This window comes from Micromonospora andamanensis, assembly GCF_016863495.1.
Lineage (GTDB): Bacteria > Actinomycetota > Actinomycetes > Mycobacteriales > Micromonosporaceae > Micromonospora > Micromonospora andamanensis.
This window is the reverse complement of record NZ_BOOZ01000004.1, coordinates 270,827-296,025: the sequence shown is the minus strand read 5'-3', so window position 1 is coordinate 296,025 and position 25,199 is coordinate 270,827. Positions and strand designations below refer to the sequence as shown.

Annotated in this window: 18 protein-coding genes; 9 read left to right on the top strand and 9 right to left on the bottom strand. The window is 72.8% G+C overall.

What is annotated here, in order from left to right:
• Window positions 1-79: 79 nt before the first annotated feature.
• The gene (locus Van01_RS06180; protein ID WP_204001640.1) at window positions 80-730 is read left to right on the top strand and encodes a LysE family translocator; all 651 of its coding nucleotides are present in this window, start codon (window positions 80-82) and stop codon (window positions 728-730) included.
• Between the two features lie 44 nt (window positions 731-774).
• Here the strand turns inward: Van01_RS06180 and Van01_RS06175 are convergent, their stop codons facing one another.
• The gene (locus Van01_RS06175) at window positions 775-1,956 is read right to left on the bottom strand and encodes a phosphotransferase (protein ID WP_204001637.1); all 1,182 of its coding nucleotides are present in this window, start codon (window positions 1,954-1,956) and stop codon (window positions 775-777) included.
• Window positions 1,957-2,110: 154 nt separating this feature from the next.
• Window positions 2,111-4,156, bottom strand: coding sequence for a beta-galactosidase (locus tag Van01_RS06170; RefSeq protein ID WP_373306211.1), 2,046 nt, complete (start codon window positions 4,154-4,156; stop codon window positions 2,111-2,113).
• Between the two features lie 159 nt (window positions 4,157-4,315).
• Between Van01_RS06170 and Van01_RS06165 the strand changes: the two genes are divergently transcribed.
• Window positions 4,316-6,664 carry a TIM-barrel domain-containing protein gene (locus Van01_RS06165; protein WP_204001616.1) on the top strand — a complete coding sequence of 783 codons (2,349 nt, stop codon included), beginning with the start codon at window positions 4,316-4,318 and terminating at the stop codon, window positions 6,662-6,664.
• Between the two features lie 73 nt (window positions 6,665-6,737).
• Here the strand turns inward: Van01_RS06165 and Van01_RS06160 are convergent, their stop codons facing one another.
• Genes Van01_RS06160 through Van01_RS06150 form a run of 3 tightly spaced genes read right to left on the bottom strand, consistent with a single transcriptional unit; the run spans window position 6,738 to window position 10,433 of the window.
• Entirely contained in the window at window positions 6,738-7,721 is a 984-nt protein-coding gene (locus tag Van01_RS06160; protein ID WP_204001613.1) for a carbohydrate ABC transporter permease, read from the bottom strand.
• The gene (locus Van01_RS06155; RefSeq protein WP_204001611.1) at window positions 7,718-8,725 is read right to left on the bottom strand and encodes an ABC transporter permease; all 1,008 of its coding nucleotides are present in this window, start codon (window positions 8,723-8,725) and stop codon (window positions 7,718-7,720) included. Before Van01_RS06155 ends, Van01_RS06160 begins: the two co-directional genes overlap by 4 nt.
• A gap of 43 nt (window positions 8,726-8,768) precedes the next feature.
• Window positions 8,769-10,433: an extracellular solute-binding protein gene (locus Van01_RS06150; protein ID WP_239098889.1), complete on the bottom strand. Its 1,665-nt coding sequence runs from the start codon at window positions 10,431-10,433 to the stop codon at window positions 8,769-8,771.
• A 195-nt stretch (window positions 10,434-10,628) separates the two neighbouring features.
• Between Van01_RS06150 and Van01_RS06145 the strand changes: the two genes are divergently transcribed.
• The 7 genes from Van01_RS06145 (at window position 10,629) to Van01_RS06115 (ending at window position 20,319) form a co-directional block, all read left to right on the top strand.
• Window positions 10,629-11,846, top strand: coding sequence for an ROK family transcriptional regulator (locus Van01_RS06145; RefSeq protein WP_239098888.1), 1,218 nt, complete (start codon window positions 10,629-10,631; stop codon window positions 11,844-11,846).
• Between the two features lie 254 nt (window positions 11,847-12,100).
• Complete coding sequence (locus Van01_RS06140) at window positions 12,101-14,548, top strand: glycoside hydrolase family 3 C-terminal domain-containing protein (protein WP_204001608.1); 2,448 nt, start codon at window positions 12,101-12,103, stop codon at window positions 14,546-14,548.
• A complete protein-coding gene (locus Van01_RS06135; protein ID WP_204001605.1) occupies window positions 14,545-15,618 on the top strand; it encodes a LacI family DNA-binding transcriptional regulator in 1,074 nt (357 codons plus the stop codon). The genes Van01_RS06140 and Van01_RS06135 overlap by 4 nt, the downstream gene beginning before the upstream one ends.
• Window positions 15,615-17,810 (top strand): glycosyl hydrolase family 95 catalytic domain-containing protein, encoded by a 2,196-nt coding sequence (locus tag Van01_RS06130; RefSeq protein WP_204001602.1) that lies wholly within the window; start codon window positions 15,615-15,617, stop codon window positions 17,808-17,810. The genes Van01_RS06135 and Van01_RS06130 overlap by 4 nt, the downstream gene beginning before the upstream one ends.
• Window positions 17,811-17,872: 62 nt before the next feature.
• The gene (locus tag Van01_RS06125; protein ID WP_204001599.1) at window positions 17,873-19,009 is read left to right on the top strand and encodes a coiled-coil domain-containing protein; all 1,137 of its coding nucleotides are present in this window, start codon (window positions 17,873-17,875) and stop codon (window positions 19,007-19,009) included.
• Window positions 19,010-19,121: 112 nt separating this feature from the next.
• The gene (locus tag Van01_RS06120; RefSeq protein WP_204001594.1) at window positions 19,122-19,715 is read left to right on the top strand and encodes a pyridoxamine 5'-phosphate oxidase family protein; all 594 of its coding nucleotides are present in this window, start codon (window positions 19,122-19,124) and stop codon (window positions 19,713-19,715) included.
• A gap of 262 nt (window positions 19,716-19,977) precedes the next feature.
• A complete protein-coding gene (locus tag Van01_RS06115) occupies window positions 19,978-20,319 on the top strand; it encodes an RNA polymerase-binding protein RbpA (RefSeq protein WP_046564157.1) in 342 nt (113 codons plus the stop codon).
• A 72-nt stretch (window positions 20,320-20,391) separates the two neighbouring features.
• On the opposite strand, the gene Van01_RS06110 is transcribed toward Van01_RS06115, so the two are convergent.
• From Van01_RS06110 to Van01_RS06095, 4 genes are all read right to left on the bottom strand, one after another.
• Window positions 20,392-20,928, bottom strand: coding sequence for an FxsA family protein (locus tag Van01_RS06110; protein WP_204001591.1), 537 nt, complete (start codon window positions 20,926-20,928; stop codon window positions 20,392-20,394).
• Between the two features lie 88 nt (window positions 20,929-21,016).
• The gene (locus tag Van01_RS06105) at window positions 21,017-21,796 is read right to left on the bottom strand and encodes a polyprenol monophosphomannose synthase (RefSeq protein ID WP_204002035.1); all 780 of its coding nucleotides are present in this window, start codon (window positions 21,794-21,796) and stop codon (window positions 21,017-21,019) included.
• A 41-nt stretch (window positions 21,797-21,837) separates the two neighbouring features.
• Entirely contained in the window at window positions 21,838-23,460 is a 1,623-nt protein-coding gene (lnt, locus tag Van01_RS06100) for an apolipoprotein N-acyltransferase (protein WP_239098897.1), read from the bottom strand.
• A 112-nt stretch (window positions 23,461-23,572) separates the two neighbouring features.
• Window positions 23,573-25,177, bottom strand: coding sequence for an FAD-dependent oxidoreductase (locus tag Van01_RS06095; protein WP_373306214.1), 1,605 nt, complete (start codon window positions 25,175-25,177; stop codon window positions 23,573-23,575).
• Between the last annotated feature and the right edge of the window lie 22 nt (window positions 25,178-25,199).

The window sequence follows — 25,199 nt, the reverse complement described above, 5'->3', positions numbered from 1 at the left end:
GATTGCGCAGCGTCACGGACCCGAGCCCTCATTCCCGGTGCCCTAGGCTCAGGCAGAAGGTGGGACGGGGGTCACGAACATGGTGAGTGCAGCGGGAATCGTCGGAATCGGGTTGGTCGCGCTGGGGATGGTGCTCACGCCGGGCCCGAACATGGTCTACCTGGTGTCGCGGTCGGTCACCCAGGGCCGGCGGGCCGGCCTGATCTCACTGCTCGGGGTGGCCGCCGGGTTCGCGGTCTACCTGGCTGCGGCGGTGGCCGGCATCGCCACCGTGTTCGTGCTGGTGCCGGCGCTGTACACGGCGGTCAAGCTGGCCGGCGCGGCGTACCTGCTGTGGCTGGCGTGGCAGGCGTTGCGCCCGGGCGGGCAGTCGCCGTTCAACCCGGCACCGCTGCCACCGGATCCGGCCCGGCGGCTGTTCACCATGGGACTGGTCACCAACCTGCTCAACCCGAAGATCGCCATCCTGTACGTGTCGCTGCTGCCGCAGTTCATCGACCCGACGCGCGGCAACGTGGCCGGGCAGAGTCTGCTGCTGGGGCTGACCCAGATCGCCGTGGCGCTGACGGTGAACGCGCTCATCGTGCTGACCGCCGGTGGCATCGCCGGGTTCCTCAGCCGGCGACCGCTGTGGCTGCGGATCCAGCGGATGGTGATGGGCACGGTGCTGGCGGCGATGGCGGTGCGGATCGCCGCCGACCGTTCCCGCGCCGCCGTCGCCACCGGCTGAGCCGGTCGTCCCGCACCGCCACCGGCTCAGCCGGCCGGTCGACGTCAGCGGCGTACCGCTCCGACGGCCGCGTCCAGCAGTTGCTCCAGGACCACGCGGGTGGGCAGGTGCGACAGCAGGTGCGCGACACTGCGGTCGGCGTACCGCCGCTCCTGCTCGTCGGCGGCGTCCAGCGCGTCGCGCACCTGGCCGAAGACGTAGTTGGCCAGGCTGGTGACCGCACCACGGAACGCGGACAGATCCAGCGGCGGCACGGTGCCGGCTGTCGCGCGGTACCCGTCGAGCAACGCACGCGCACCCGCCGCGTTCACCGCCCCACCGGGGACCACGGCCCAGTCCAGCAGCGCGTTTGCCAGCTCCCAGCGCGGTGGTTGACCGCCGGCGTGTTCCCAGCCGACGACCACCAGGCGGCCGTTGGTGGCCAGCCGGGTGCTCGCCGGGCCCAGGGTGTTGTGGCAGAGCACAGGTTCCGGCGTCCCGGTGTCGCTGCCGATGCCGTCGAGGTCGGTCAGGTTGGCCACCGCGGCGCTGAGCGCGGCAGCCCAGCCGGCGTGGCGGGCCGCGGCGTCGGCTGCGAGATCTGACCAGCTCTCGGTGGCCAGCCGGGAACCGTGCCACGGGCTGACCCGATCCACCGGCAGGCCGAGCCCGTGGATCGTGGCGAGCACACCGCCCACCGCACGGGTGACCGACGAACGGGCCGGAGCGAGCAGTGGCGGCCCGGAATGCAGTCCTTCGTAGACCCGCCAGGGTTGCCCGCCGATCGTCTCCACGATCCGGCCCGCGCGGCTGCGCACCGGGGCGGGCAGCAGCACACCGGCGGCTGCGGCGGCCTGCTGCAACGCCACGTCGGTCTCGGCGTCGACGATGGGCCACCAGGTGTCCATCGTCCGAACCGCCCAGCGACCGCGGTCCGTCACCAGTGACCATCGGCGGCCCATGTCGTCGGCGCGGGCCACCGTGCGCATCTCGCCGACGACGTCACCGAGGCCGTAGCAGTCGGCGATCGCACGGGCCAGGGACACCTCGGCGATCCCGGCTCGACCGCGCATCCGGTCGACCTCGGTCTTCAGGGCTGTCCAGCTGGGGAACCCGTACTGCTCGGCAAGTCGGGCCTGTGCGCTTGTCAGCGTCGTGGCCGGGTCGATGTCGCGCAGACCGGCCAGCAGGTTCTTGGCCTGCTGACGCAGGTGGTCGAGGCTGGGGTTGTCGGGCAGAACCTTCACACGGCACCTCGCTTCTCGCCCGGACTCGCACGGGCGGAACTGAGCTTCGGTGTCCGTCGCTCGAAGGAGGTGGTGGGGTGGCTTCAAGCCTACCGGCGAGTCTCGGCGCGTTCCCGACGCGCTGCCTCGACAGTAGCCAGCCGTGGCCGTCCGTTCAACCCTTGTGTTCGCGCAGCACCGCGACGCCGCCGGGCGGCAGGGTCACCGCCCGCTCGACAGGTGTCGCGGTGAGCAGTTCCACCCCCCGCGCCGGTACGTGCTGCTCGTGGTCGGTGTGGTTGAGCAGGAACAGCCAGCTCGCGTCGCCGTCGCGGCGGCGTACCGTCTCGACTCCCTCGGGTGCGCCGGGGCAGACGGGGGTGACGCCGGCGGCCCGGGCGGCGGTGTCGAGCAGCCGTCGGTAGGTGGCGTCGTCGGGTCGGGTGGACAGGTACCAGGCGGTGCCGGCACCCACCCGGTGCCGGGTGACCGCGGGCATCGCGTCGAGTACGCCCCCGGTGTAGGAGACGACGGTCTCGGCGCCGGACAGGCGTAGCGTCTCGGCCCAGATCCGCCCGGTGCCGCCGTCGTCGAGTCGGACGTGGTCGTCCTCGGCCAGCGGGTGGAACTCCTCGGCGCGTACCCCGAGCAGCTCCCGCAGCGCTGCGGGGTAGCCGCCGAGGCGTACCCGGGCGTGTTCGTCGGCGACGCCGCTGAGGTAGGTGGCCACCAGGTGGCCCCCGGCGTGGACGTACCCCCGCAGCCAGTCGGCGGTGGCGTCGTCGACAAGGTAGACGGCGGGCAGCACGAGCATCCGGTAACCGTCGAGCGGGTCGCCTGGGGTGACCGTGTCGCAGGTGTGACCGGCGTGCCAGAGGACACGATGCGCGGCGGCGAGTTCGTCGTGGTGGTCCGGCAGCGTCGACGGCATGCCCGGATGGCGTAGCGCCCAGGCGCTTGCCGCGTCGACCACGAGCGCCACGGACGCCTCGACGTCGCCCCGGACCTCGGTGAGGCGCCGCAGCGCGGCACCGAGCGCGACGGTCTCCCGGAACACCCGGCTGTCCGGGCCGGCGTGTGGCACCAGGGCGGAGTGGAAGCGTTCAGCGCCGCCGACAGGTGCCCGCCACTGGAAGAACAGCGCACCGTGCGAGCCTCGGGCGACGTGGGCGAGGCTGTGCCGCATCATCCGCCCCGGTTCCTTCGTGTGCATCCGGCCGGCGGTGTGGATCTGGTTGGGTGCGCTCTCCATCAGCAGCCACGTGGCCGCGGCGGCGCCGGCTGGCGGGCCACCGGCCCGCGGTGCGGCGGAGCGGCGGTGGACGGCGGCGTGTCGGGCCCAGCCACGGGCCAGATCGGCGGCCAGCGCGGTCTGTTCCTCGGCACCCTGGTCGACGGCGGCCGGGTAGTGGTCGACGGCGACCAGGTCGACCTCGGTGGCCCAGCGGGCGTGGTCGACAGGCACCCAGTCGCCGAGCACGTAGTTGGTGGTCACCGGAAGTGCCGGGTTCGCCGCCCGTAGCCTGTCGCGTTGCTCGGTGTACGCGGTGAGCAGGGTGTCCGACCAGAAGCGGCGGAAGTCCAGCAGTTGGCCGGGGTTGGGCAGGTACTGGGTGGCCCGGGGAGTGCTGATCTGCGCCCAGTCGGAGTAGTGCTGGCTCCAGAAGCTGGTGACCCAGGCGTCGTTGAGGGCGCTCAGGTCACCGTGACGGGCGGCCAGCCAGCGGCGGAAGGCCCGGGCGGTGTGCTCGCAGTGGCAGGTGGTGCCGTACTCGTTGTGCACGTGCCAGCCGGCCAGCGCCGGATGGTGGGCGTACCTGTCGGCCAGGGCGTCGGTCACGCGCAGCGCGGCCTCGCGGTAGGCGGGGGTGGCGGCGCAGTAGGTGTCCCGGCTGCCGTGGTGCAGGCGGATCCCGTCGGCGGTGACCGGTAGCGCACCCGGGTGAGCCAGGGAGAACCAGGGTGGTGGCGAGGCCGTGGGAGTGGCCAGGGCGACCCGTACGCCACCGTCGTGCAGCAGATCGAGCACCCGGTCGAGCCAGTCGAAGGTGTACCGGCCGGGCGCCGGTTCGAGCCGGGACCAGGCGAACACCCCCACGGTGACGAGGTTGACCCCGGCCTGGCGCATCAGCGCGACGTCCTCGGACCAGACCTGCTCCGGCCACTGCTCGGGGTTGTAGTCACCGCCGTAGCAGAGCGGGCCGTCGGTCCACATCAGCATCACCAGCCCGCCGCTTTAGTTGTGAATGCATCCAAACTATGGATCACCTCCACGCATGTCAACCGCCCGACATCCGGCCACATCCGCGATCATCGTTGACAGTTCGTTGGGTAGTTAAAGAAACTGACGGCACCGCTGCGAAGCCATCGAGGAGAGCTGATGCCGTACCGCCCGCCGTTGGTGCCCTACGAGACCTTCGTCGCCGACCCACCCGACCTGCCGGTGCGCGCCCCCGGCGAGGGCGGCCCCGCCGTGGTGAGCCGGGCCGAGGTCGCCGGCACCGACGCGCACGGCGCGACAGTCAAGGCGGTCCTGGCCGACGGGGTGACGGCTGTGGTGCGCGTCGACGCGGCCGGCGACGGGATGATCCGGGTACGTCTGGCCGAGGATCACCAGGCCCGCAGCCGATCGGCCCGGCTGATGCCGCTGGTGCACCCCCGTACGCACCCGGCCACCGTCACCGTCGACGACCTGCGGGTGCGGGTCGACGCGGGCGCGGTGATCGCCGAGATCCGGCTCGACCCGTGGCACATCCGGTTCCTGCGCCCCGACGGTTCGCTGCTGCTGGAGCAGGACCCGGGCACTGTCGACATCAGCGGCCGGCAACGTACCCTCCCGTTCGGACACTCCACCGCCGACGGGGTCCGGGTCGCCTGGCACGAGAGCTTCGTCGCCCCCGGCGACGAGCGGTTCGTCGGCTTCGGCGAGAAGTTCACAGCACTTGACAAACGCGGCCAGCGGGCCCTGATGTGGAACTTCGACGCCTTCGGCAGCGAGTCCGACCGGGCGCACAAGAACATCCCGTTCTACCTGTCCAACCGTGGCTACGGGGTCCTGGTCGACAGCGGACTGCCTGTGCAGTTCGACATCTGCCAGTCCACCCACAGCGCGGTGCAGATCCTGGTCCCCGACGACCTGCTCGACTACTACGTACTGGCCGGGCCGACCCCCGCCGTGGTGCTGGACCGCCTGCGGCAGCTGACCGGGTCGCCGTACCTGCCGCCACGCTGGGCCTTCGGCACCTGGGTCTCCTCGGGCTTCTACCCGGACAGCCAGGAGCGGGTGCTGGAGCGGGCCCGGCGCCTGCGCGAGCGCGACATCCCCTGCGACGTGCTGCACCTGGACTGCTACTGGCAGGTCGCCGGCAACTGGTCGGACCTGCGCTGGGACGCCGAGGCATTCCCCGACCCGGCCGGGATGCTGCGGACCCTGGCCGAGCAGGGCTTCAAGGTCTGCCTCTGGATGAACCCCTACCTGATGACGGGCAGCCCGCTGTACGCCGAGGCCGAGGCGGCCGGGTACTTCCTGCGCCGGCCCGACGGCAGCACGTACGTCGCCGACGTGTGGCACGGCAGCTACCCGGCCTCGGCCATCGTGGACCTGACCAACCCGGCGGCTGTCGACTGGTTCACCGGGCTGCTGCGCCCCCTGCTGCGGCAGGGCGTGGCGGTTTTCAAGACCGACTTCGCCGAGGGGGTGCCCGCCGACGCGGTGGCCCACAACGGGATGAGCGGCGTCGACCTGCACAACGTGTACGCCCTGCTGTTCAACGACGTGGTCGCCGGCGTGACCGAGGAGGTGGCCGGCCACCGGGCGGTGTGGGCACGCTCGTCGTACCTGGGTGGACAGCGGCACAGCGCGCAGTGGAGCGGTGACGTCAACGCCACCTGGCCGGCGTTGGCCAGCACGCTGCGCGGTGGCCTGTCGCACGGCCTGTCCGGGGTGCCGTTCTGGAGCCACGACACCGGCGGTTTCCACGGCACCCCCGAGCCGGACCTGTACGTACGCTGGTCGCAGTTCGGTGCGCTGTCGCCGTTGGTCCGGCTGCACGGCACCACCAGCCGGCTGCCGTGGGACTTCCCCGCCGAGGCGGAACGACTCGCGGTGGCCGCGTTGCGGCTGCGCTACCGGTTGATGCCGTACCTCTGGTCGGCGGCGATGGACGCGGCCCGCACCGGCGTACCGATGATGCGGGCCCTGCTCGTCGACACCCCGCAGGATCCGACGGCCTGGACGACCGACCTGCAGTATCGCCTCGGCACGGACCTGCTGGTCGCGCCGGTTCTCGACGCGTCCGGGGAGCGGGACGTGTACCTGCCCGTCGGCGACGACTGGTTCGACGCCGCCACCGGCGAGTCGCATCCGGGCGGCCGGCACCTGCGGGTGCGGGTGCCGCTGGCCCGGATGCCGTTGTACGTGCGCCGGGGCGCGCTGCTGCCGCTGGCCGCGCCGGGAGTCACTGTCGACGACGGGCCGTTCCGGGAGGTCACCCTGGTCTGCTGGGGCGCCGGGGACGGGCGCACCGTGGTGCACGACGTGGACGGCGACACGATCATCGAATCGGTCCGCGATGGCGACGAGTTGCGGATCACGACCCGGGGGCCGCTGCTGGTGGGGCAGCTGGCGCTCGCGGGGGTCGGCGACGCCGACCGACCGGCCCGGTCACTGCTCAACGGTGCGGCGGTGACCGTCGTGCCCTTCGCGGGGCTCTTCCCCGCGAAGGGCTGACAGTTGCGCGCGGTGCCCGACTGCACGGAGTCAGGCACCGCGCGCGACGGGGTCACCCGCTCGGCGCGCCCGGTCAGCCCTTCACCGCGCCGGTGATCACACCCTTGGTGAAGTGACGCTGCACGAACGGATAGATGATCACCGCGGGGATGACCGTCACGACCACCACTGCCATCTTGACCGCCAGCGTCGGTGGGTACGCGGTCACCCCGGGCAGGTTCACCGACGTGCCCGAGACGTTCGGCGACTGCCCGGCCAGGATGTAGCTCTGCAACACCCGCTGGATCGGGAACTTGTCGTTGGAGTCGATGTAGAGCACCGCGTTGAAGTACACGTTCCAGTAGCCGACCGCGTAGAAGAGCCCGACCACGGCGATCACCGCCTTGGACAACGGCAGCACGATCCGGGTGAGGATGCGCAACTCCCCCGCGCCGTCGATGCGGGCGCTGTCGAGCAGCTCGGCCGGCACGTTCATGAAGAACGCGCGGATCACCACCAGGTTGAACACGCTTATCGCGCTGGGCAGGATCAGTGACCAGAGGCTGTCCTTGAGGCCCAGCCCGGTCACCACCAGGTAGCTCGGCACCAGCCCCGGGAAGATCAGGAACGTCAGCAGGAAGTAGAACAGCAGACCACGGTGGGCCACCGAGCCCGGCCGGGACAGCCCGTACGCGGCCAGCACGGTGAGCACCAGGCTGACCGTGGTGCCGGCCACGGTGACCAGGGTGCTGACCCACACCGCCCGGGTGACGTCGCCGCCGCTGAAGATGGTGATGTACGCCGACGGGTCGAACTCCCGGGGGATCATCACCATGCCGCCCGCGTCGTCGATGGTGCCGCGTGAGGCGAGGCTGGTGACCAGTACCGCCCACAGCGGCACCAGCACCGCCGCCACCAGCAGGGTGAGCACGACCCCCTTGCCGATGGTCAGCGACGTCGACGGGCGGCCCGCCCACACCGGACGACCGGGGTGACGTCGCCGTGGCGGTGGCGCGGGTGGCCCCGCTGTGGCCGGTGCCGCCGGCACCGGGCCGGCCCCACTGAGCTGTGCGGTCATGACTTGGAGTACACCCCCTGCTCACCGAGCCGATGTGCGATCTTGTTGGCGGTGAGGATCAGCACCAGCCCGACCACCGCCTTGAACAGGCCCGCCGCGGCGCCGAGCCCCCACTGTTGGGTGCTGATCGCCTGGTAGTAGACGAACGTGTCGAGCACCTCGGCCGCCTGCCGGCCGACCGCCTCCCGTTGCAGGATGAACTGCTCGAAACCGACCGAGAGCGCGTCGCCGAGCCGCATGATGAGCAGCAGCACGATCACCGGACGCAGTCCGGGCAGGGTGATGTGCCACAACCGCCGCCACCGGCCGGCCCCGTCGGCCGCCGCCGCCTCGTACAGGTTCTGGTCGATGGCGGACAGTGCGGCCAGGAACACGATCGCGCCCCACCCCAGGTCCTTCCAGACCGCCTCGGCGGTGACCAGCACGATGAACGTGTCCGGGTTGGTCATGATCCCCCAGGGCTCCAGACCGGCCTGGCGCATCTCCTGGGCCAGCAGTCCGGCTCCACCGAACATCTGCACGAAGAACGTCACCACAAGCACCCAGCTGAAGAAGTGCGGCAGGTAGACGACGCTCTGCACGAAGCCGCGCAGCCGCCCGGAGACCACGCTGTTGAGGATGAGCGCCAGCAGGATCGGCAGCGGGAAGAAGAACACCAGCTGGAAGGCGGTGATGCTCAGTGTGTTGCGGACCGCGTCCCAGAACAGCGGGTCGCGGAAGAGCGCCTCGAAGTTGCCGAAGCCGATCCATTCGCTGTTGAGGAACGCGTCAAGCGGGTCGTCGCCGACGAACGGGTTGTAGTCCTGGAAGGCGATGATGTTGCCAAGCGTGGGCAGGTAGTGGAAGACCAGCAGCAGCACCGCCGCCGGTGCGGCCATCGCCAGCAGCGGCCAGTCGCGGCGCAGCCGGACCCGCAGGCTGCGCCGCCCACCCCGCCGGGGCGGCCGCGGTGACGGCGTACGCCCGGCGGGTGGTCGGGTGTCGACGGTGCCGGGGGCGCTCACGGCCGCACCCCGGCACCGCTCGGCGGCACGCTCACCTGCCCGCTCATCGGCCGTTGTCGGCGAGCGCCTTCTCGTGGAACGCGCGGCCCTCCTCGCCGCCGGTGTCGAGGAACTCCTTACGTACCTGGGCCAGGTCGCTGACCGGGCGACGGCCGCGCAGGATGTCGCGGATCTTGTCCTCGGTCGGCTGGATGATCTTCGACCAGTTCGCCGGCAGCTCCAGCTTGATCCCGGCGAACAGGTCCTGCTCCATCTGGCCGATGTGTTTGCGGTAGTACCCGATGTAGTCCTGCACGTAGTTCGGGGTGTCGCCGCTGCGCACCTTGACCGGCACCCGGCCGCCGATGTGGGTGTACTGCGCGCCGAGTTCCTTACGGCCCAGTTCGGTGAGCGCCGGCGTGCCGTCGGCGCTCCGGGTGAAGTGCTGTCCCTCCACGCCGTACTCGCGCAGCTCGAACTCGCGGCTGCCGAACGGGGCGGCACACCAGTTGAGCACCCGCAGCATCTCGTCGACCCGCTCGGCGGGCAGGTCCTTCTTGAGGAAGGTGTAGAAGATCGGCTTCTCGCTGCCCCAGATGACCGGCTGGGCGCCCTGCCCGCCGAAGACCGGCAGCGGCTGCATGTCGAAGGTGGGCAGCTCCTTGGCCCGTTCGCTCTGCATGCCCTGCCAGGCACCGAGGCCGTCGCGGTACATAAGGATCTTGCCGGAGTTGAACAGCTGCTTCTCGTCCTCGCCCTTGCTTTCCACAGTGTCCGGGTGTACCAGGCCCTCGGCGAACAGCCGGGCGGTGAACGCCAGCGCCGCCTCGAACGCCGGGTCCTCGAACTTGTGCTGGAGACCGCCGTCGGGCTTCTTGCGCCAGGTCTGGTTGCAGCCGAAGTACTGCTGGATCATCTCGAAGACGCTGCCGAAGGCCCACACGCCCTTGGCCGGGTCGGTGGCCTTCTTGCCGAACTCGTACAGCTCGTCGAGGCTGGTGGGGGTGGCCAGCCCGGCGGCGCCGAGCAGATCCTTGCGGTAGAACATGGCCCACGCGAACGGACCGTCGGTGGGAAACGGCACGGCGTAGAGCCGCCCGCCCCAGACGGAGTACTCCCAGGCGCCGCTGGGCAGCGCCGCCAGGTACGGGTACTTCGCCGCGTTGTCGCCCTGGAGGTGGTCGGTCAGGTCGGTGAACAACGCCTTCACCGCGTCGGAGAACCGGGCGACCTTGTCCACCTCCCAGTTCGGCGCGGACAGCAGCTCCGGCACGTCGCGGGCGCCGAGCATGGCGTTGAGTTTGTCGGCGTAGGTCAGGCCGTCCTGCAGGCTCGGGTTGACCTCCACGCCGAGCTTGCCGTTCACCGCGCCCAGGTAGGCGTTGCGGCCCAGTGGCGGCGGGGTCGGGCCCCACCAGGGGCTCATCGTCTGGATCGGCGGGCCGCCCCGGCCGGGCGGCTCGGTGACCGCGTCGACGAGTTCGCGCGGGTAGCTGAGGTAACCGTCCGGGATCGGGCCCTCGCCGGGGATGTCCGGCTTGAGCAGCTCGGCCCGCTTGTAGGTGGGCAGCACCGCCTTGATGGCGTCGGCGTTCGTGGCGCTGCCCTGGCTGCCGGCTTCCTTGCTGCAACCGGCCAGGGCACCACCACCCACGGTCGCGGCGGCGCCGAGGCCGATCAGCCGCAGCATGGTCCGGCGGTCGGTGGATGTGCGCGCAGAAGGCGTCACGGCGCACTCCCTTCGTCGTCGATAACGGTTTGCGGAGCGGAGGACTCCGGCTAGGATTAGTTGGGGTTCTAGCCGAACAAACTAATCGACGGCAATCCGTCCCACAAGACAGCGCGGGCGGCCTGGTCGGTCCCGCCAGCGCGGTACGCGATGATGGACGCGCGCCACGACACCGGCGCAGGGAGCGGGCAGATCGTGATCAGCATCCACAACGAACCGCAGCCGACCGACCTCGGTGACGTCCGCGTCACCAACCGGGCGGTGGTGCTGCGGCACGTACGTCTGCACGCCCCCTGCTCCCGCGCCGACATCGCCGCGCGGACCGGCCTGAACAAGGCCACCGTCTCCAGCCTGGTCACCGAGCTGATCGGCCAACGGCTGCTCCGCGAGACCGGGCTCACCGAGAACCGGGTCGGCCGACCGGCCACCATGCTGGTGCTCGACGGTGAGCCGTACGCCGCCCTGGGCCTGCAGATCGGGGTGGACGAGCTGGTGGCCGTCGCCATCGACCTCGGCGGCAACCGGCTGCTGACCTGGCGGCGCGCCTTCGCCGCGAGCACCGTCTCCCCCACCGAGACACTGCGCACCCTGACCGCGCTCGCCCGGCGGGCGATCGGGCGGGTCACCGCCCAGGGCCGCACCGTGCTGGGCCTCACCGTCGGCGTACCCGGCCTTGTCGACCCGTCCGGGGCGGTACCCCTGGCCAGCGCCCTGGGCTGGCGCGACGTCCCGGTCGCGGCGGAACTGCGCGCCGCCCTGCGGGACCCGGAGTTCGCCGTCGAGGTCGACAGCGTCGCCAACCTCGCCGTCCTCGCCGAACAACGGCACGGCGGTCACGCGGCCACCAGCGACCTGGTGCACCTGACCGGCGGGCTCACCGTCGGCGCGGGCATCATCGCCGCCGGACGACTGCTGCGGGGCGCACGCGGCTTCGCCGGCGAGATCGGACACCTGACGGTGGACCCCGCCGGGCCGCCCTGCGGCTGCGGCACCCACGGCTGCCTGACCGCCCTGGTCGGCCTGCCCGCCGTGGTACGCCGACTGCTGCCCGACGTCGAGGCCGACGGTCCGGTCGTCGACTACCTGCCGGAGTTGACGCGGATCGTGGCGCTCGCCCAGCAGGACGACCCCGGCGTGTGCAGCGGCCTGGCGGAGACCGGCCGGCAGCTCGGTCGTGGTGTCGCCGTCCTGGCCGACCTGCTGAACCCGGAGACCGTCGTGCTCGGCGACCATCTCGCCACCCTGGCGCCCTGGCTGCTGCCGGCGGCCCGGTCGGAGCTGGCCGCCCGGGCGCACGCCCCCGGTGCCGGCGGCTGCCGCCTGGAAGCCTCCACCCTGGACACCGCAGGTGCGCTCGGCGGCGCCACCGCCGCCCTGGCCACCATCGAGGCCGGGCGGCTACCCGCCCGCTGACCGACCACCACGCTCCCGGTCGATGCGTGCCCAGCCGGTCGGAGTCTTGACCCGACCCGCCGAGGGGTGCCAACCTCGAAGCGAGCCGCTCCGTACGGGCACCCGGGGCGGCTTGCTTTCCACGGTTTGTCGAAGCGCTTCGCCAGCGTCCGGGCCGACGACCGTCACCCCACCATGACCTGCGAGGCCGCTCGGCCATCCGCCGTCGAAGCGCTTCGACCTCCGGCGCGCCGGGCACTGGAAGGCGATCCACCATGACCGACCGCACCACGCCCCCACTCCAGGACCGGGTCGACGACCTGCTGACCCGGCTCACCCTGCCGGAGAAGATCGGGCTGCTGCACCAGTGGCAGGCCCCGGTCCCCCGGCTCGGCCTGCCCGGCTTCCGCACCGGCACCGAGGCGCTGCACGGCGTCGCCTGGCTCGGCCCGGCGACCGTCTTCCCCCAGGCCATCGGCCTGGCCAGCAGTTGGAACCCCGAGCTTGTCCGGGCCGTCGGTGACGCCGTCGGCGACGAGGTACGCGCCAAACACCACGCCGACCCGCAGCGCGTCGGCCTCAACGTGTGGGCGCCGGTGGTCAACCCGCTGCGCGATCCACGGTGGGGACGCAACGAGGAAGGCTGGTCGGAGGACCCGTGGCTGACCGGCCGGCTCGCCACCGCCTACGCCCAGGGTCTACGCGGCGGGCATCCCGAGCGGCTGCGTACCGCCCCCACGGTCAAGCACTTCCTCGGCTACAACAACGAGACCGACCGGGCCACCACCTCCAGCGACCTGCCACCCCGGGTGCTGCACGAGTACGAACTGCCGGCGTTCCGCGCCCCCCTCGCCGCCGACGCGGCGGTCGCCGCGATGGCCAGCTACAACCTGGTCGACGGGGTTCCGGCGCACCTGAGCCCGCTCATCGACAGCGAACTGCGTCGCTGGGCCCCCGGCGAGGTCCTGGTGGTCGGTGACGCGGGCGCGGTGAGCAACATCGCCGGCCTGCAGGGCCACCTGCCCGACCACGTCAGCGGGTTCGCCGCGGCGCTGCGCGCCGGGATCGACAGCTTCACCGAGGACGACGCCGACAGCGGACCCACCCGACGGCATCTGACCGAAGCCCTGAACCGTGGACTGATCACCGAGTCGGACGTGGACCGCGCGGTCCGTCGGATCCTCACCATCCGGATGCGGCTGGGCGACCTCGATCCGCCGGCCACCGACCCGTACGCGACGACCGGCCCGGAGGTGATCGACTGCCCGGCCCACCGGAACCTGGCCCGGGAGGCCGCCCGGCAGTCCATCGTGCTGCTGCGCAACAGTGGGTTGCTGCCGTTGGCGCCCGGTGTGCGGATCGCCGTGCTCGGTCCGCTCGCCGACGTGGTGCACACCGACTGGTACAGCGGCACCCTGCCGTACGCGGTCGACACCTGTCAGGGATTGGCGCAGCGGCTGCCGCAGGTCACCACCCATCCCGGCGCCGACCGGATCGCCCTGCGGGTCGGTGACCGTTTCGTGGGGTGCCCGAACGAGGCCGAGGGTGGGCCGTTGCGCCTCGGCGTCGACGCCGCCTGGTTCGACGTGTTCGACTGGGGGCGGGACACTGTGGCGTTGCGGGCCGTCGGCAACGGCCGTCACGTCGGCGTCGACGACGACGGCGCGCTTGTCAACGACAGGTCCGGTCCTGGCGGCTGGGTGGTCCGGGAGACCTTCCAGTTCGACCCGCTGCCCGGCGGCGCGGTGCTGCTGCGCCACCTGGCCACCGACAGGTACGTCACGGTGGACCGGGACGGTCGGCTGCGGGTCGACGGTGACGACCGGCAGGCCGGCACCGCCTTCGACATCGACCTGGTCGTCGACGGGGCGGCGCGGGCCGCCGAGCTGGCCGCCGCCGCCGACGTCGCGGTGGTGACACTCGGCAACCACCCGATGGTCAACGGGCGGGAGACCGAGGACCGCCTCGACCTGTCCCTGCCGGCCCGGCAGGAGGCGATGCTGCGCGCCGTGCACGCCGCCAATCCGCGCACCGTGCTTGTGGTGACCAGCAGCTACCCGTACGCCCTGCGGTGGGCGCAGGAGCAGCTGCCGGCGGTGCTCTGGTCGGCGCACGGCGGGCAGGAACACGGTCACGCCCTGGCCGAGGTGCTCCTCGGCGACGTCGATCCCGGCGGCCGGCTCACCCAGACCTGGTACGCCGACGTCGCCGACCTGCCTGACCTGCTCGACTACGACGTTATCGGGGCGGACTCCACCTACCTGTACTACCGGGGCGATCCGCTGTACCCGTTCGGGCACGGCCTGTCCTACGCCGATTTCGACTACCGCGACCTGCGGCTGAGCGCCACGTCGGTGAGCGTCGGCGAGGTGGTCGAGGTGAGTGTGGACGTCACGAACACCAGTGACCGCCCCGGAGTGGAGGTGGTGCAGCTCTACACCCGGCAACGACGCTCCCGGGTCAAGCAGCCACTGCGCCAGCTGCGCGACTTCGCCCGGGTCGTGCTCGCCCCCGGTGAACGCCGTACCGTCACGCTGCGGCTACGCAGCGCCGAGTTGAGCTGGTGGGACGCCGACCGGGGCGGCACCGTGGTGGAGGACGCCACCCACACCGTCATGGTCGGACGCTCCGCGACCGACGTGCGACTTGTCGGCGCCGTGGCCGTACACGGTGAGCCGGTGGCGCGGCCGGCCCGGCCGCACGCCACGAGCGGAGTCCGGTGAGCGGGCGCGGCCGGGTGCCGTCCGGCCAGCCCACCATCGCCGACGTGGCCCGCCACGCCGGTGTCGCCGTGAGCACCGTGTCGTACGTGCTCAGCGGCAAACGGGCCATCTCCGAGCTGACCCGCAACCGGGTACTGGCCAGCGTCCGGCTGCTCGGCTACCACCCGAACGCCGGGGCGCGGGCGCTGGCCAGCCGACGCGCCAACGTCATCGCGCTGGTGCTGCCGCTGCGCTCGGGCATCCAGGTGCCGGTGGTGATGCAGTTCGCCACCGCGGTGGTGACCTCCGCCCGCAGCCACGACCACGACGTGCTGCTGCTGACCTCCGACGAGGGTCCGCAGGGGTTGCACCGCATCGCCGCCGGCGCCCTGGTGGACGGGGTGCTGGTGATGGACGTGGAGCTGCACGACGTGCGGGTGCCGCTGCTGCGCGAGCTGGGACGACCGAGCGTGCTGATCGGCCTGCCCGCCGACACCGACGGACTGACCTGCGTGGACCTGGACTTCCACCGGGCCGGGCAGGTCTGCGTGGACCACCTGGCGGGGCTCGGTCACCGCCGCGTCGCGCTGCTCGGTGCCCCGGCCGCCGTCTACGACCGGGGCACCGGTTTCGCCCACCGCACCCGCGCGGGCGTGGTCGAGGCGGCGGCCCGGCACGGCGTCGAGGCGGTGACGATGCCCTGTGAGGAGAACGCTGCCGAGGTGCACAGCCGGGTGGTGGAGCTGTTCGCCCGGCAGCCGGAGCTGTCCGGTCTGGTGGTGCAGAACGAGGCGGCGGTGGGCCCGGTGCAGGCGGCGCTGGCCGCGCTGGGCCGACGGGTGCCCGACGACGTGTCGGTGGTGGCGGTCTGCCCGGACCAGTTCGCCGAACACGCCAGCCCGCGCCTGACCTCGGTGCCGGTACCCGCCGAGGAGATCGGCAGGCAGGCCGTGTCGCTGCTGATGCGTAAGTTGCAGGACGAACCGACACCGCAGGTGACGCTGCTGGAACCCCGGCTGACCGTGCGGGACAGCACGGCCAGCGCGACCGCCACGTCGGCGGCGTACGACGCCCGGGCGGCGGCCCGGTGACCGGTCCGGTTCACCGGATCTGGGACACCGTACCGGCGGCCGACTGGCAGGACGCACTGCTCGCCGGCAACGGCGAGTACGGGATCATGGTGCACGGCGACCCGTACGCCGAACGCATCGTGATCAACCACCACCGGTTCGTGCTGCCCAACGGCACCCACGACGCCCGTGCGCCGCACCTGGCCGCGCTGCTGCCCCGGATCCGGCGGCTGATCCTGGCCGACCGCCGGGCGGCGGCCAGCCGGCTGCTGGCCGGTGACGGTGTCCTGCGCTGGACGCAGTCGTTCCATCCCGGCTTCGCCCTCACCGTCGACGCCGACGACGCACCTGTGGCTGACTACCGCAGGTACACCGACTTCGACACCGGTGAGGTCGTCGTGCGGTGGGCCGGCGGCGGCCGGCGTTCGTTCGTCTCGCGTACCGACCGGCTTGTCGTCACCCGGCTGGACATGGGTGTCTGCCGGGTCGGTGTGACAGGTGACCTGCCCGGCCGACCCGCCGGGCTGCGTTACGCGGTGTCGGCGTACCGCCGCGACGGGTTGGTGTTCCTACGGGTGCGGGCCCGCTACCCGACAGTCAGCGCCGCGTACGGCTTCGAGGGGTTGACCCTGCTGCGCGGCGCGGTCGAGATCGACGGGGACGTGGTGCGCGTCGACGGACCGGCCCTGCTGCTGACGGTGCTCGACCGCCCGCAGGACCGGTGGCGTACCGGAGGGCTGGTCCGCCGACTGACCCGTTACCGGCAGGCCCGCTACGACGACCTGCTCGCCCGGCACGCGGCCCGGCACACCCCGGCGTACCGGCGGGTCGAACTGGACCTGGCGGTACCGGCGGCGCAGCGGGCGTTGCCGGTCGGTGAGCTGCTGGCCCGGCAGGCCGCCGACCCGCGCACCCTGGACGCGGCGTTTGTGGAGCGGCTGTTCCACGCCGGCCGCTACCTGTTGCTCAGCGCCAGCGGTGTGCTGCCGCCCCGGCTGACCGGGCTGTGGCTCGGTTCGTGGGACGCGGCCTGGGCCGGTGACTTCACCACCGACGCCAACCTGAACCTGCAACTCGCCTCGGCGAACCTGGCGGCCCTGCCGGAGGTCACCGCGGCACACGCCCGCCTGGTGCGGGCCCAGGTCGGACACTGGCGACGCAACGCCCGCGCGATCTACGGGGCGCGTGGGCTGCTCGCGCCCAGCCGCACCGACGGCGAGCACGGTCACCTGTTCCACATGCATCCGGACTGGCCGTTCGCGGCGTGGCTGCCGGGCGCGCACTGGCTGCTGTTCCCGCTCTACGAGCGGCACCTGGTGACCGGGGCGCCGCTGGGTGAGGTGGCGGGTTGGCTGGTGGAGGTGGCCGAGTTCTTCGCCGACGTGCTGACCAGCACCGCGGGCGGGAGGTGGGGGTTCGTGCCGTCGTACTCGGCGGAGACGGGACCGCTCGACCCGGCGGGCACGGCGGTGCCGGCGGCGGTGAACGCCACGATGGACATCGCCGCGGCGCGGCACGCGTTCGCCGTGGCCGCCGCGCTGACCGGCGAGCGGCGGTGGGCGCGGCTGGCGGCGCGGCTGCCGCCGTACCGGGTCGACGACGACGGGGCGTTGACCGAGTGGGCATGGCCGGGCTACCGGGCCGACGAGGACCACCGCCACGTCAGCCACCTGTATCCGGTGTGGCCGCTGGGCGAGATCAATCCCGAGGACACGCCGGAGCTGGCCACCGCCGCACACCGGGCGCTGCGCCGCCGGGGCGACGAGAACCTGTCCGCGCACGGCAGCCTGCACCGGGCGCTGGCCGCCGCCCGGCTGCACGACGGGCCACTTGTCGAGGCGAATCTACTGAAGATCGTCGGCAACGACATGTTCTTCCGGTCGCTGATGAGCGCGCACAACCCGGGGCGGGTCACCTACAACGCCGATGCCGCGCACGCCCTGCCGGCCGTGCTCATCGAGTCGCTGGTGCAGGGGCGGTCCGGTCGGCTGCGGCTGTTGCCGGCACCGCTGCCGGGGCTGCCGCGCGGGACACTGCGCGGGGTGTGCCTCCCCGGGCGGGTCACCGTCGAGGAGGTGACCTGGCGACCCGGCTCGGTACGGGCCCGGCTGGTCTCGGCGCTCACCCGACGGCTGCGGGTCGGCAGCCCGTACGGCGAGACGGTACGACAGGTGACCGCCGGTGAGCCGATCGAGGTGTCGTTCACCCGGTGACGTTCCGACCGGGTCCGCGACCTCGTCGGCGTTGCCGGGCGGCGCACTAGACTCCGCGTTCGATGGACGCTCAGCAGACTTCCGCCGCCGACATCCGGCCCTGCGCCCACTGCGGGCGTGACGTGCCGCAGCGGGCCGGCGCTGGCCGCCCCTTCCGGTACTGCCGGGACAACGACGGCGCCTGCCAGCGGGCCTCCCGTAACAGCCGGATGCGTCACCGCAACGCTCCGGGGCTGCCCGGGCAGGTGGCCCGGACCTGGGAAGCGGTGGACCGGCTCGACCAGATCGTGGCGACCCTGACCGAGGCGCTGCACGCCGAGCTGTCCCCGGCCGGGGTGCAGCGGCAGCTGTCGCAGCTACGCGCGGAGACCGCCGGGGAGATCGCGGCGGCGCAGACCGAACGCGACGAGGCGCTGCGGGCCGCCGAGGACGCCGCGGCGCAGGCCGAGCGGCAGCGCCGGCAGGCGCAGGCGGCGACCGCCGAGCGCGACACCGCCCGGGCCGAGGCCGCCCACGCCAGCGAGCAGGCCGCCGCCGCCGAGCACCTGGCGCAGGACGCGGAGACAGCCCGGGACGAGGCGCGCCGGGAGGCCGCCGCCGCGCAGGCGCTGCGGGCGCAGGCCGAGGCCGACCGGGACGCCACCCGCGCCCAGCTGGCGTCGGTGCGCGCCGAGCTGGCCGACGAACGACGTCGCAGCGGTGACCTGGCCGCCGACCGGGACGCCGCCCGTACCGCGGCGGAGCGGGCCGCGGGCGCCACCGCCGAGGCGCTCGCCGAGGCCGACCGACTGCGGGCCGAGGTGGACCAGACGCGAGCCGCCGCCGAGCAGGCCCGGGCGGAGGCTGAGCGGGCCCGGGCCGAGGCTGCGCAGGCGCAGGCGGAGTCGGCCTCGGCCCGCGACGAGGCCGAACGGGCGGAGCAGGCACGGACGCAGGCCGACACCGACCGTGAGAGGGCGCGGGAGCAGGTCCGTCAGGCCGGTGAGCAGCAGGCCGCGCTCGCCGGCCGCGCCGACCGGTTGGGCGAGGAACTGGCCGGCCTGCGAGCCACGCTCGGCGCCGCCGAGCGCCAGGTGAGCGAGCTGACCGTACGCCTGCGCGCCACCGAGGCCGACCGGGACGACGCCCGGGAGCGGGTGGCGCAGCTCGCCGCGAAGGTCGCCGACCTGGCCACCGCCCTCACCCGCCCCACCCCCTGACCCCCTCCGAGCGTCGATCATGCAGTTGTGGCACCCCAGAAGAGCCGCCATTCAGACAAATCGACCGCCATAACTGCATGAGCGGCGGGCGTGGGTGAGGGAGGATGGCGTCATGGGTAAGACGCATGAGCGCATCGAGGGGCGGCTGCGGGAGTTCATCGAGGCGCAGCCGATGTTCTTCACCGCGACCGCGCCACTGGCCGGCGACGGCACCGTCAACCTCTCTCCGAAGGGCCTGCGCGGCTGCCTCGCGGTGCTCGACGAGCAGACCGTGGCCTACCTGGACTTCGCCGGCAGCAACGCCGAGACCATCGCCCACCTACGGGAGAACGGCCGGATCACCCTGATGTGGTGCGCCTTCTCCGGCCCGCCGAACATCGTCCGGGTGCACGGCCGGGGTGAGCCGGTGTTCCGTGACGATCCCCGCTTCCCCGACCTGCTGGCACATTTCCCGGACATCGACACCGCCCAGCACGGCCTTCGGGCGATCATCGTGGTGCACGCCAGACTGATCCGCGACACCTGCGGCTACGCGGTCCCGTTGATGACCTACGACACCGACCGGGACCTGCACGCCAGGCGTTTCGCCCGGGAGGACGACACCTCGCTCGACGCCTACTTCGCCGGCAAGGCCGACATCGCCACAAGCATCGACGGCCTGCCCGGGCTGCCGTTGCCGCTGCCACCGACGCCACGCGGCGGCTGACCACGGCGAGCGGGTACCCGACCCGCCGGCGCGGCGCCGCACCGCGAAAGAGGACCGGGGCGGTTACCATTCCTGCTGGCGGCGACGGTCCGCCGAGACGACCCGGCCGGGACGACCACCGCCGGGCGTACGTCATGGCCGGCTACCCTTGACTGCGCACCCGGGTCCAACGGGGCGTCGAGGCGCGGGTAGCGGGAATGGCCCGGCGAAGACGGACCGTTACACCGATAGGACCTGCACCACCGAAGAGGGGAAGTCGATCATGGGCGAGCGTATGCTGCGCGGTAGCCGACTGGGCGCGGTCAGCTACGAATCCGACCGCAACACGGAGCTCGCGCCGCGGCAGACCCGCGAGTACCTGTGCGCCAAGGGTCACCAGTTCGAGGTGCCGTTCGCCGTCGACGCCGAGGTGCCGACCACCTGGGAGTGCAAGTTCGACGGCAGCGTCGCCCGACTTGTCGACGGCAGCGAGCCGGAGCAGAAGAAGGCCAAGCCGCCGCGTACCCACTGGGACATGCTGCTGGAGCGGCGTTCGATCGCCGAACTGGAGGACATCCTCGCCGAGCGGCTGCAGGAGGTCCGCACCCGCCGCGGTCGCGCCTGACCGGAAACGTCAACGGTGCCCCCGGGATGTCCCGGGGGCACCGTTGTGCGTAAGCCAGGCACAACGCACCGGCTAGCGCGGTTCCACGATCTCGCCCTCGATGGCTTCCCCCTCGACCACCGGACGTACCGGAGTGGCGGTCGGTGGCGGCGTCGGCGGGGTCTGCGTCGGCTGCTGCGGCCCACCCCGGTACACCCGCACCCGACGGGGCCCGAACAGGTCACCGGCGGTCATCGACGACACCCGGCGCTCGGCCGCCCGCTGCACCCCACCCCGGACCAGCCGCCGCATCGGCGGCACCAGCAGCAGCAACCCCACCAGACCGCTGACCAGCCCCGGGGTCGCCAACAGCAGGGCACCGAGCAGCCCCACCAGCCCATCGGTCACCTGCCGGCCGGGTGGCCGACCCGACTGTGCCGCCTCCCGGAAGCCCCGCCAGGCCCGCACGCCCTCCCGACGCAGCAGCACCAGCCCCAGCAGCGAGGCCGCGAACACCAGCAGCGTCGCCGCACCGAACCCGAGCGCCCGCCCCACCACCACGAACACGGCGATCTCCACGGCCACGGACACCAGCAGAGCCAACGGTACGAACCTCAGTGCTCGGCGCATATCACCTCATCCGCCTCACGGCGCGTCGTCGTCGCGGCCCGCCCCGGCGGCGCAGCCGTCCCGTGCGTCCAGCATGACACGCCGCCGCTCAGGGCCACCGCGCCTGCCCGGCCGTGGCCGCGTGCAGCCCACGCCGCACCGCCGTACGCCTGTCCCGTACCGCCCAGCCGGTGATCCGCCACAATGCCTCGACCACGATCAGCGGACTCATCTTGCTCGCGCCCCGTTCCCGCTCAGCGAACGTGATCGGCACCTCCACGATCCGCGCACCCGCCCGGTGGGCCAGCCGGGACAGCTCCACCTGGAACGAATACCCCTGCGAACACACCGAGTCCAGGTCCAACGCGTCAAGCACCCCGGCCCGGTACACCCGGTAGCCGCCGGTGGCGTCGGCTACCGGCATCCCCAACGCCAGCCGCGCGTACAGGTTCCCGCACCGCGACAACAGCAGCCGCCGCAGCGGCCAGTTGACCACCCGTGCCCCCCGGGTCCACCGCGACCCGATCACCACGTCGGCGTCCCGGGCCGCCGCCAGCAACGCCGGCAGGTCCTCCGGGGCGTGTGAGCCGTCGGCGTCCATCTCCACCACCGCGTCGAAGCCCCGCCGCCGCGCCCACGCGAACCCCGCCAGGTACGCCGCGCCGAGCCCCTGCTTGCCTTCCCGGTGCAGCACGTGCACCCGCTGATCGGCGCGCGCGATGCCCTCGGCGATCGCCCCCGTGCCGTCGGGACTGTTGTCGTCGGCGACGAGGATCTCCACCTGCGGTGCGGCCCGGCGAACCCGCCGCACGATCGCTGTGACGTTGTCGGCCTCGTTGTAGGTGGGAATGACCACCAGTACCCGACCCACGCCGGGCACCCCTGTCATCACCGGACGGATGTCGGTTCCGCGTATCACCGCTGCCCCCTTCACCCCGGGTGGGCGGCCACCTGTGCGGATCGGCCGTCCCGCCGGCGCCGCAGCACCAGGGCACCGGCCAGCGCGGCCACCGCCAGCGCGGCCAGCAGCGCCTCGGGCAGCACCCCGACCCGGGTGGCCAGCGTGCGTCCCTCGGCCAGTGGCAGCTGACGCACCACGACCGCGCGGGTGTTGAACCCGGTGGCGTCGCTTACCCGCCCGTCCGGGGCGACGAACCCGGACACCCCGACCGTGGAGGCCATCAACGCCGCACGCCCGTGCTCGACCGCCCGCAACCGCACCATGGCCAGCTGCTGACGCGCCTCGGCCTCGTCGAAGGTGGCGTTGTTCGTCTGCACCACAAGCAGCTGCGCCCCGCCGACGACCGTGTCCCGGACCAGCCCGTCGTAGGCCACCTCGAAGCAGATCACGTCCCCCAGCACCACCGGCCCGCTGTCGACCACCCCCGGCTCGGTGCCGGCCACGAAGTCGGCCCGGACCCGGTCGACCTGGTCGCTGACCATCCGGGCGATCCGCCGCAACGGCACGTACTCGGCGAACGGCACCGGGTGACGTTTGATGTACAGCTGATCCAGGTCGGGGCCGCTGCCCGGACGCCACAACAGCCCCGCGTTGCGCACCTGCCCCCGCTCCGGCCCGAACAGCACCGCACCGACCAGGATCGGCACACCCACGGCGTCCGCGGCGGCGGAGATCCGGGCCCCGGCCGAGGCGTTGCGCAGCGGGTCGATGTCACTGGAGTTCTCCGGCCACACCACCAGATCCGGTCGGGGCCGGCTGCCGGCGGCGACCTCACCGGCCAGGGCGATGGTGGCGTCCACGTGGTTGTCGAGCACGGCCTGCCGCTGGGCGTTGAAGTCCAACCCGAGCCGCGGCACGTTGCCCTGCACGATCGCCACCGTCACGCTCGCCGTGTCGCGGGTCGTGGCCACCGGCACCAGCAGCCCACCGGCGAGCAGCAGCAGGACCGTCGCGGCGCACCCGGCCGCCGGCGCCCACCATCGTGGCCCGCCGGTGGCGCGGGCCCGCACCGTCCACCAGGCCCCGGCGACCAGCAGCCCACCGGTCAGCGCCACCGCGAACGTCACAAGCGGCGCGCCACCCACCGAAGCCAGCCGCAGCAACGGCGAGCCGTCCTGACCGAAGGCCAGCCGCCCCCACGGGAACCCACCGAACGGTGTCCGGTCGCGCAGCGCCTCCTGCCCCACCCACAGCACACCGGTCAGCGCCGGCCACACCGCCGGGAACCGGTCGGCCAGCGGCGACACCCACGCCGTGGCCATCCCCAGCACCGCCAGGTAGCCGGCCTGCAACAACGACAGCAGCACCCACGGCAGGTAACCGGTGTGCAGGTTCGTCCACGCCAGCATCGGCGCGAACAGGGTCACACCGGTCAGGAAGCCCAGACCAGCGCCGGCCCGCAGCCGCCGCCGGTGGGTCGCGGCGGCCAGCAGCGCCACACCGACCGGCGCCAGCGGCCACCACCCGTACGGCGGGAAGGCCAGCAGCAGCGCCAGGCCGGCGGCCACCGCCATGGCCACGGCCACCGGCAGGCGCACCGGACCCGCCACCTGTGCCGGTGGCGGCGGGTGGGGCCCGGTGGCGCGGTCCACGGTCGTCACGGGCGGGTCGGACGCGATCACGCGCCGAAGGCTACCCGGCCGCCGTGACCGAGCGCCCGGCCACCGGCCGACACGCGGCGCCGGGGCGGCGTCCGCGCCACCGTCACCGGCGGCGGGCCACCAGGACGGCGTCGTGCACCGTGATGTCGCGTCCGTCCGGATCGGTCACCGTCCGGGGGCGGGCCTGCGCGGTCAGCACCTCGAAACGCGCCGGGTCCAGCTCCGCGGCGATCTGCTCGGCGGTGTACATCATCTCCGGGTAGTGCATTCGGTGAGCCGTGCTACGCAGGTCCCGCGGGTGATGCCCGACGATCAGCAGCAGGCCACCGGGGGCGACCGCGTCGGCCAGCCGACCGAACACCTCCCGACGTGGCTGCGGCGGCAGGTGCATGAACTGCGCCGACACCAGGTCGTACGCGTCCGACGGCGGTGACCACGCCGTCAGGTCGGCCTGGGTCCACTCGATCCGGGCGGCCACCTCGGCACCGGCGGCCCGCGCCTGGCCGGCGGCCCGCTGCAACGCGACACTGGAGATGTCCACCGCGTGGACCTGCCAGCCCCGCTCGGCCAGCCACACCGCGTCGGCGCCCTCACCGCTGCCCACGTCCAGTGCCCGACCGGGCGCCAGCCCGGTGACCTCGCTGACCAACTGCGGGTTGGGTCGACCGCTCCACACCGCCGGCTTGGACCGGTAGCGCTCCTCCCACGCCGCCTCGGTGAACATGGTTTCCCGCTGCCGCCGGTGCTCGGCCACGGCGTCGCGGGTGTCCTCCTCCACCAGATCCATGTTGATCATCGCTCCGGCGGTGAGGCCGGCCCCGGCGGCCCGGATCACCTGACCTGTCACATCTGTCACGTTGCCGGCCACCCACACCCCCGGCACGTCGGTGGCACCGTTGGCGTCGGCCGGGATCCGCCTGCCGATGACCTGCCCGGCGTGCTCCACGTCCACCGGCTCCAGGCCCAGCGACTCCAGCAGCGCCGAGCGGGCCGTCATCCGCGCGGCCACCACCACCGCGTCGAGTTCCACAAACTCCCCGTCGGCCAACCGCACCCCGGTCAGCCGGTCCCCGGCGCTCTCCACCGCGACGACCCGCCCCGGCACCACGGCGACGCCGCGGGCCGCCAACTCCTCGGCCTCCTGCGGCCCCGGCGCCGGGGCCTCGTGCAGCAGCAACCGCACGTGCGGGCTCCACTGCCGCCACAACTTCGCCGCGTGGACAGCCAGCGGCCCGGTGGTGGCCAGCACCCCGATCCGCTGGTCCCGGGCCTCCCAACCGTGGCAGTACGGGCAGTGCAACACATCGCGCCCCCACCGCTCGGTCAACCCGGGCACCTCGGGCAGCTCGTCCACCAGCCCGGTGGTGACGAGCAACCGCCGGGCCCGCACCACACGCCCGCCGTCGACAGTCACCACGAAGCCCCTGTCATCGCGGGAGACGGCGTCGACCCGGCCGGCCACCACCTGCCCGCCGTACGCGGTGACCTCCGCCCGGCCCACAGCCATCAGCTCCCCAGGTGGAGTGCCCTCCCGCCCGAGATAGTTGTGCACCGCGGCGGCCGGCGCGTTACGCGGCTCCCCCGCGTCCACCACCAGCACACTGCGCCGCGCCCGGGCCAGCGCCAGCGCCCCGGCCAACCCGGCGGCCCCGCCGCCGACCACCACCACGTCGTACCTGTCGTCCATGTCCGCCCCCTCGTCGGTGATGCCTCACACCCTGCAACCACAC

Excerpts from the sequence above, each read along its gene's own strand:
- Van01_RS06180 (WP_204001640.1), top strand. The coding sequence starts at position 80 with ATGGTGAGTGCAGCGGGAATCGTCGGAATCGGGTTGGTCGCGCTGGGG.
- Van01_RS06170 (WP_373306211.1), bottom strand. The coding sequence starts at position 4,156 with ATGCTGATGTGGACCGACGGCCCGCTCTGCTACGGCGGTGACTACAAC.
- Van01_RS06165 (WP_204001616.1), top strand. The coding sequence starts at position 4,316 with ATGCCGTACCGCCCGCCGTTGGTGCCCTACGAGACCTTCGTCGCCGAC.
- Van01_RS06160 (WP_204001613.1), bottom strand. The coding sequence starts at position 7,721 with ATGACCGCACAGCTCAGTGGGGCCGGCCCGGTGCCGGCGGCACCGGCC.
- Van01_RS06140 (WP_204001608.1), top strand. The coding sequence starts at position 12,101 with ATGACCGACCGCACCACGCCCCCACTCCAGGACCGGGTCGACGACCTG.
- Van01_RS06125 (WP_204001599.1), top strand. The coding sequence starts at position 17,873 with ATGGACGCTCAGCAGACTTCCGCCGCCGACATCCGGCCCTGCGCCCAC.
- Van01_RS06120 (WP_204001594.1), top strand. The coding sequence starts at position 19,122 with ATGGGTAAGACGCATGAGCGCATCGAGGGGCGGCTGCGGGAGTTCATC.
- Van01_RS06115 (WP_046564157.1), top strand. The coding sequence starts at position 19,978 with ATGGGCGAGCGTATGCTGCGCGGTAGCCGACTGGGCGCGGTCAGCTAC.
- Van01_RS06110 (WP_204001591.1), bottom strand. The coding sequence starts at position 20,928 with ATGCGCCGAGCACTGAGGTTCGTACCGTTGGCTCTGCTGGTGTCCGTG.
- Van01_RS06105 (WP_204002035.1), bottom strand. The coding sequence starts at position 21,796 with ATGACAGGGGTGCCCGGCGTGGGTCGGGTACTGGTGGTCATTCCCACC.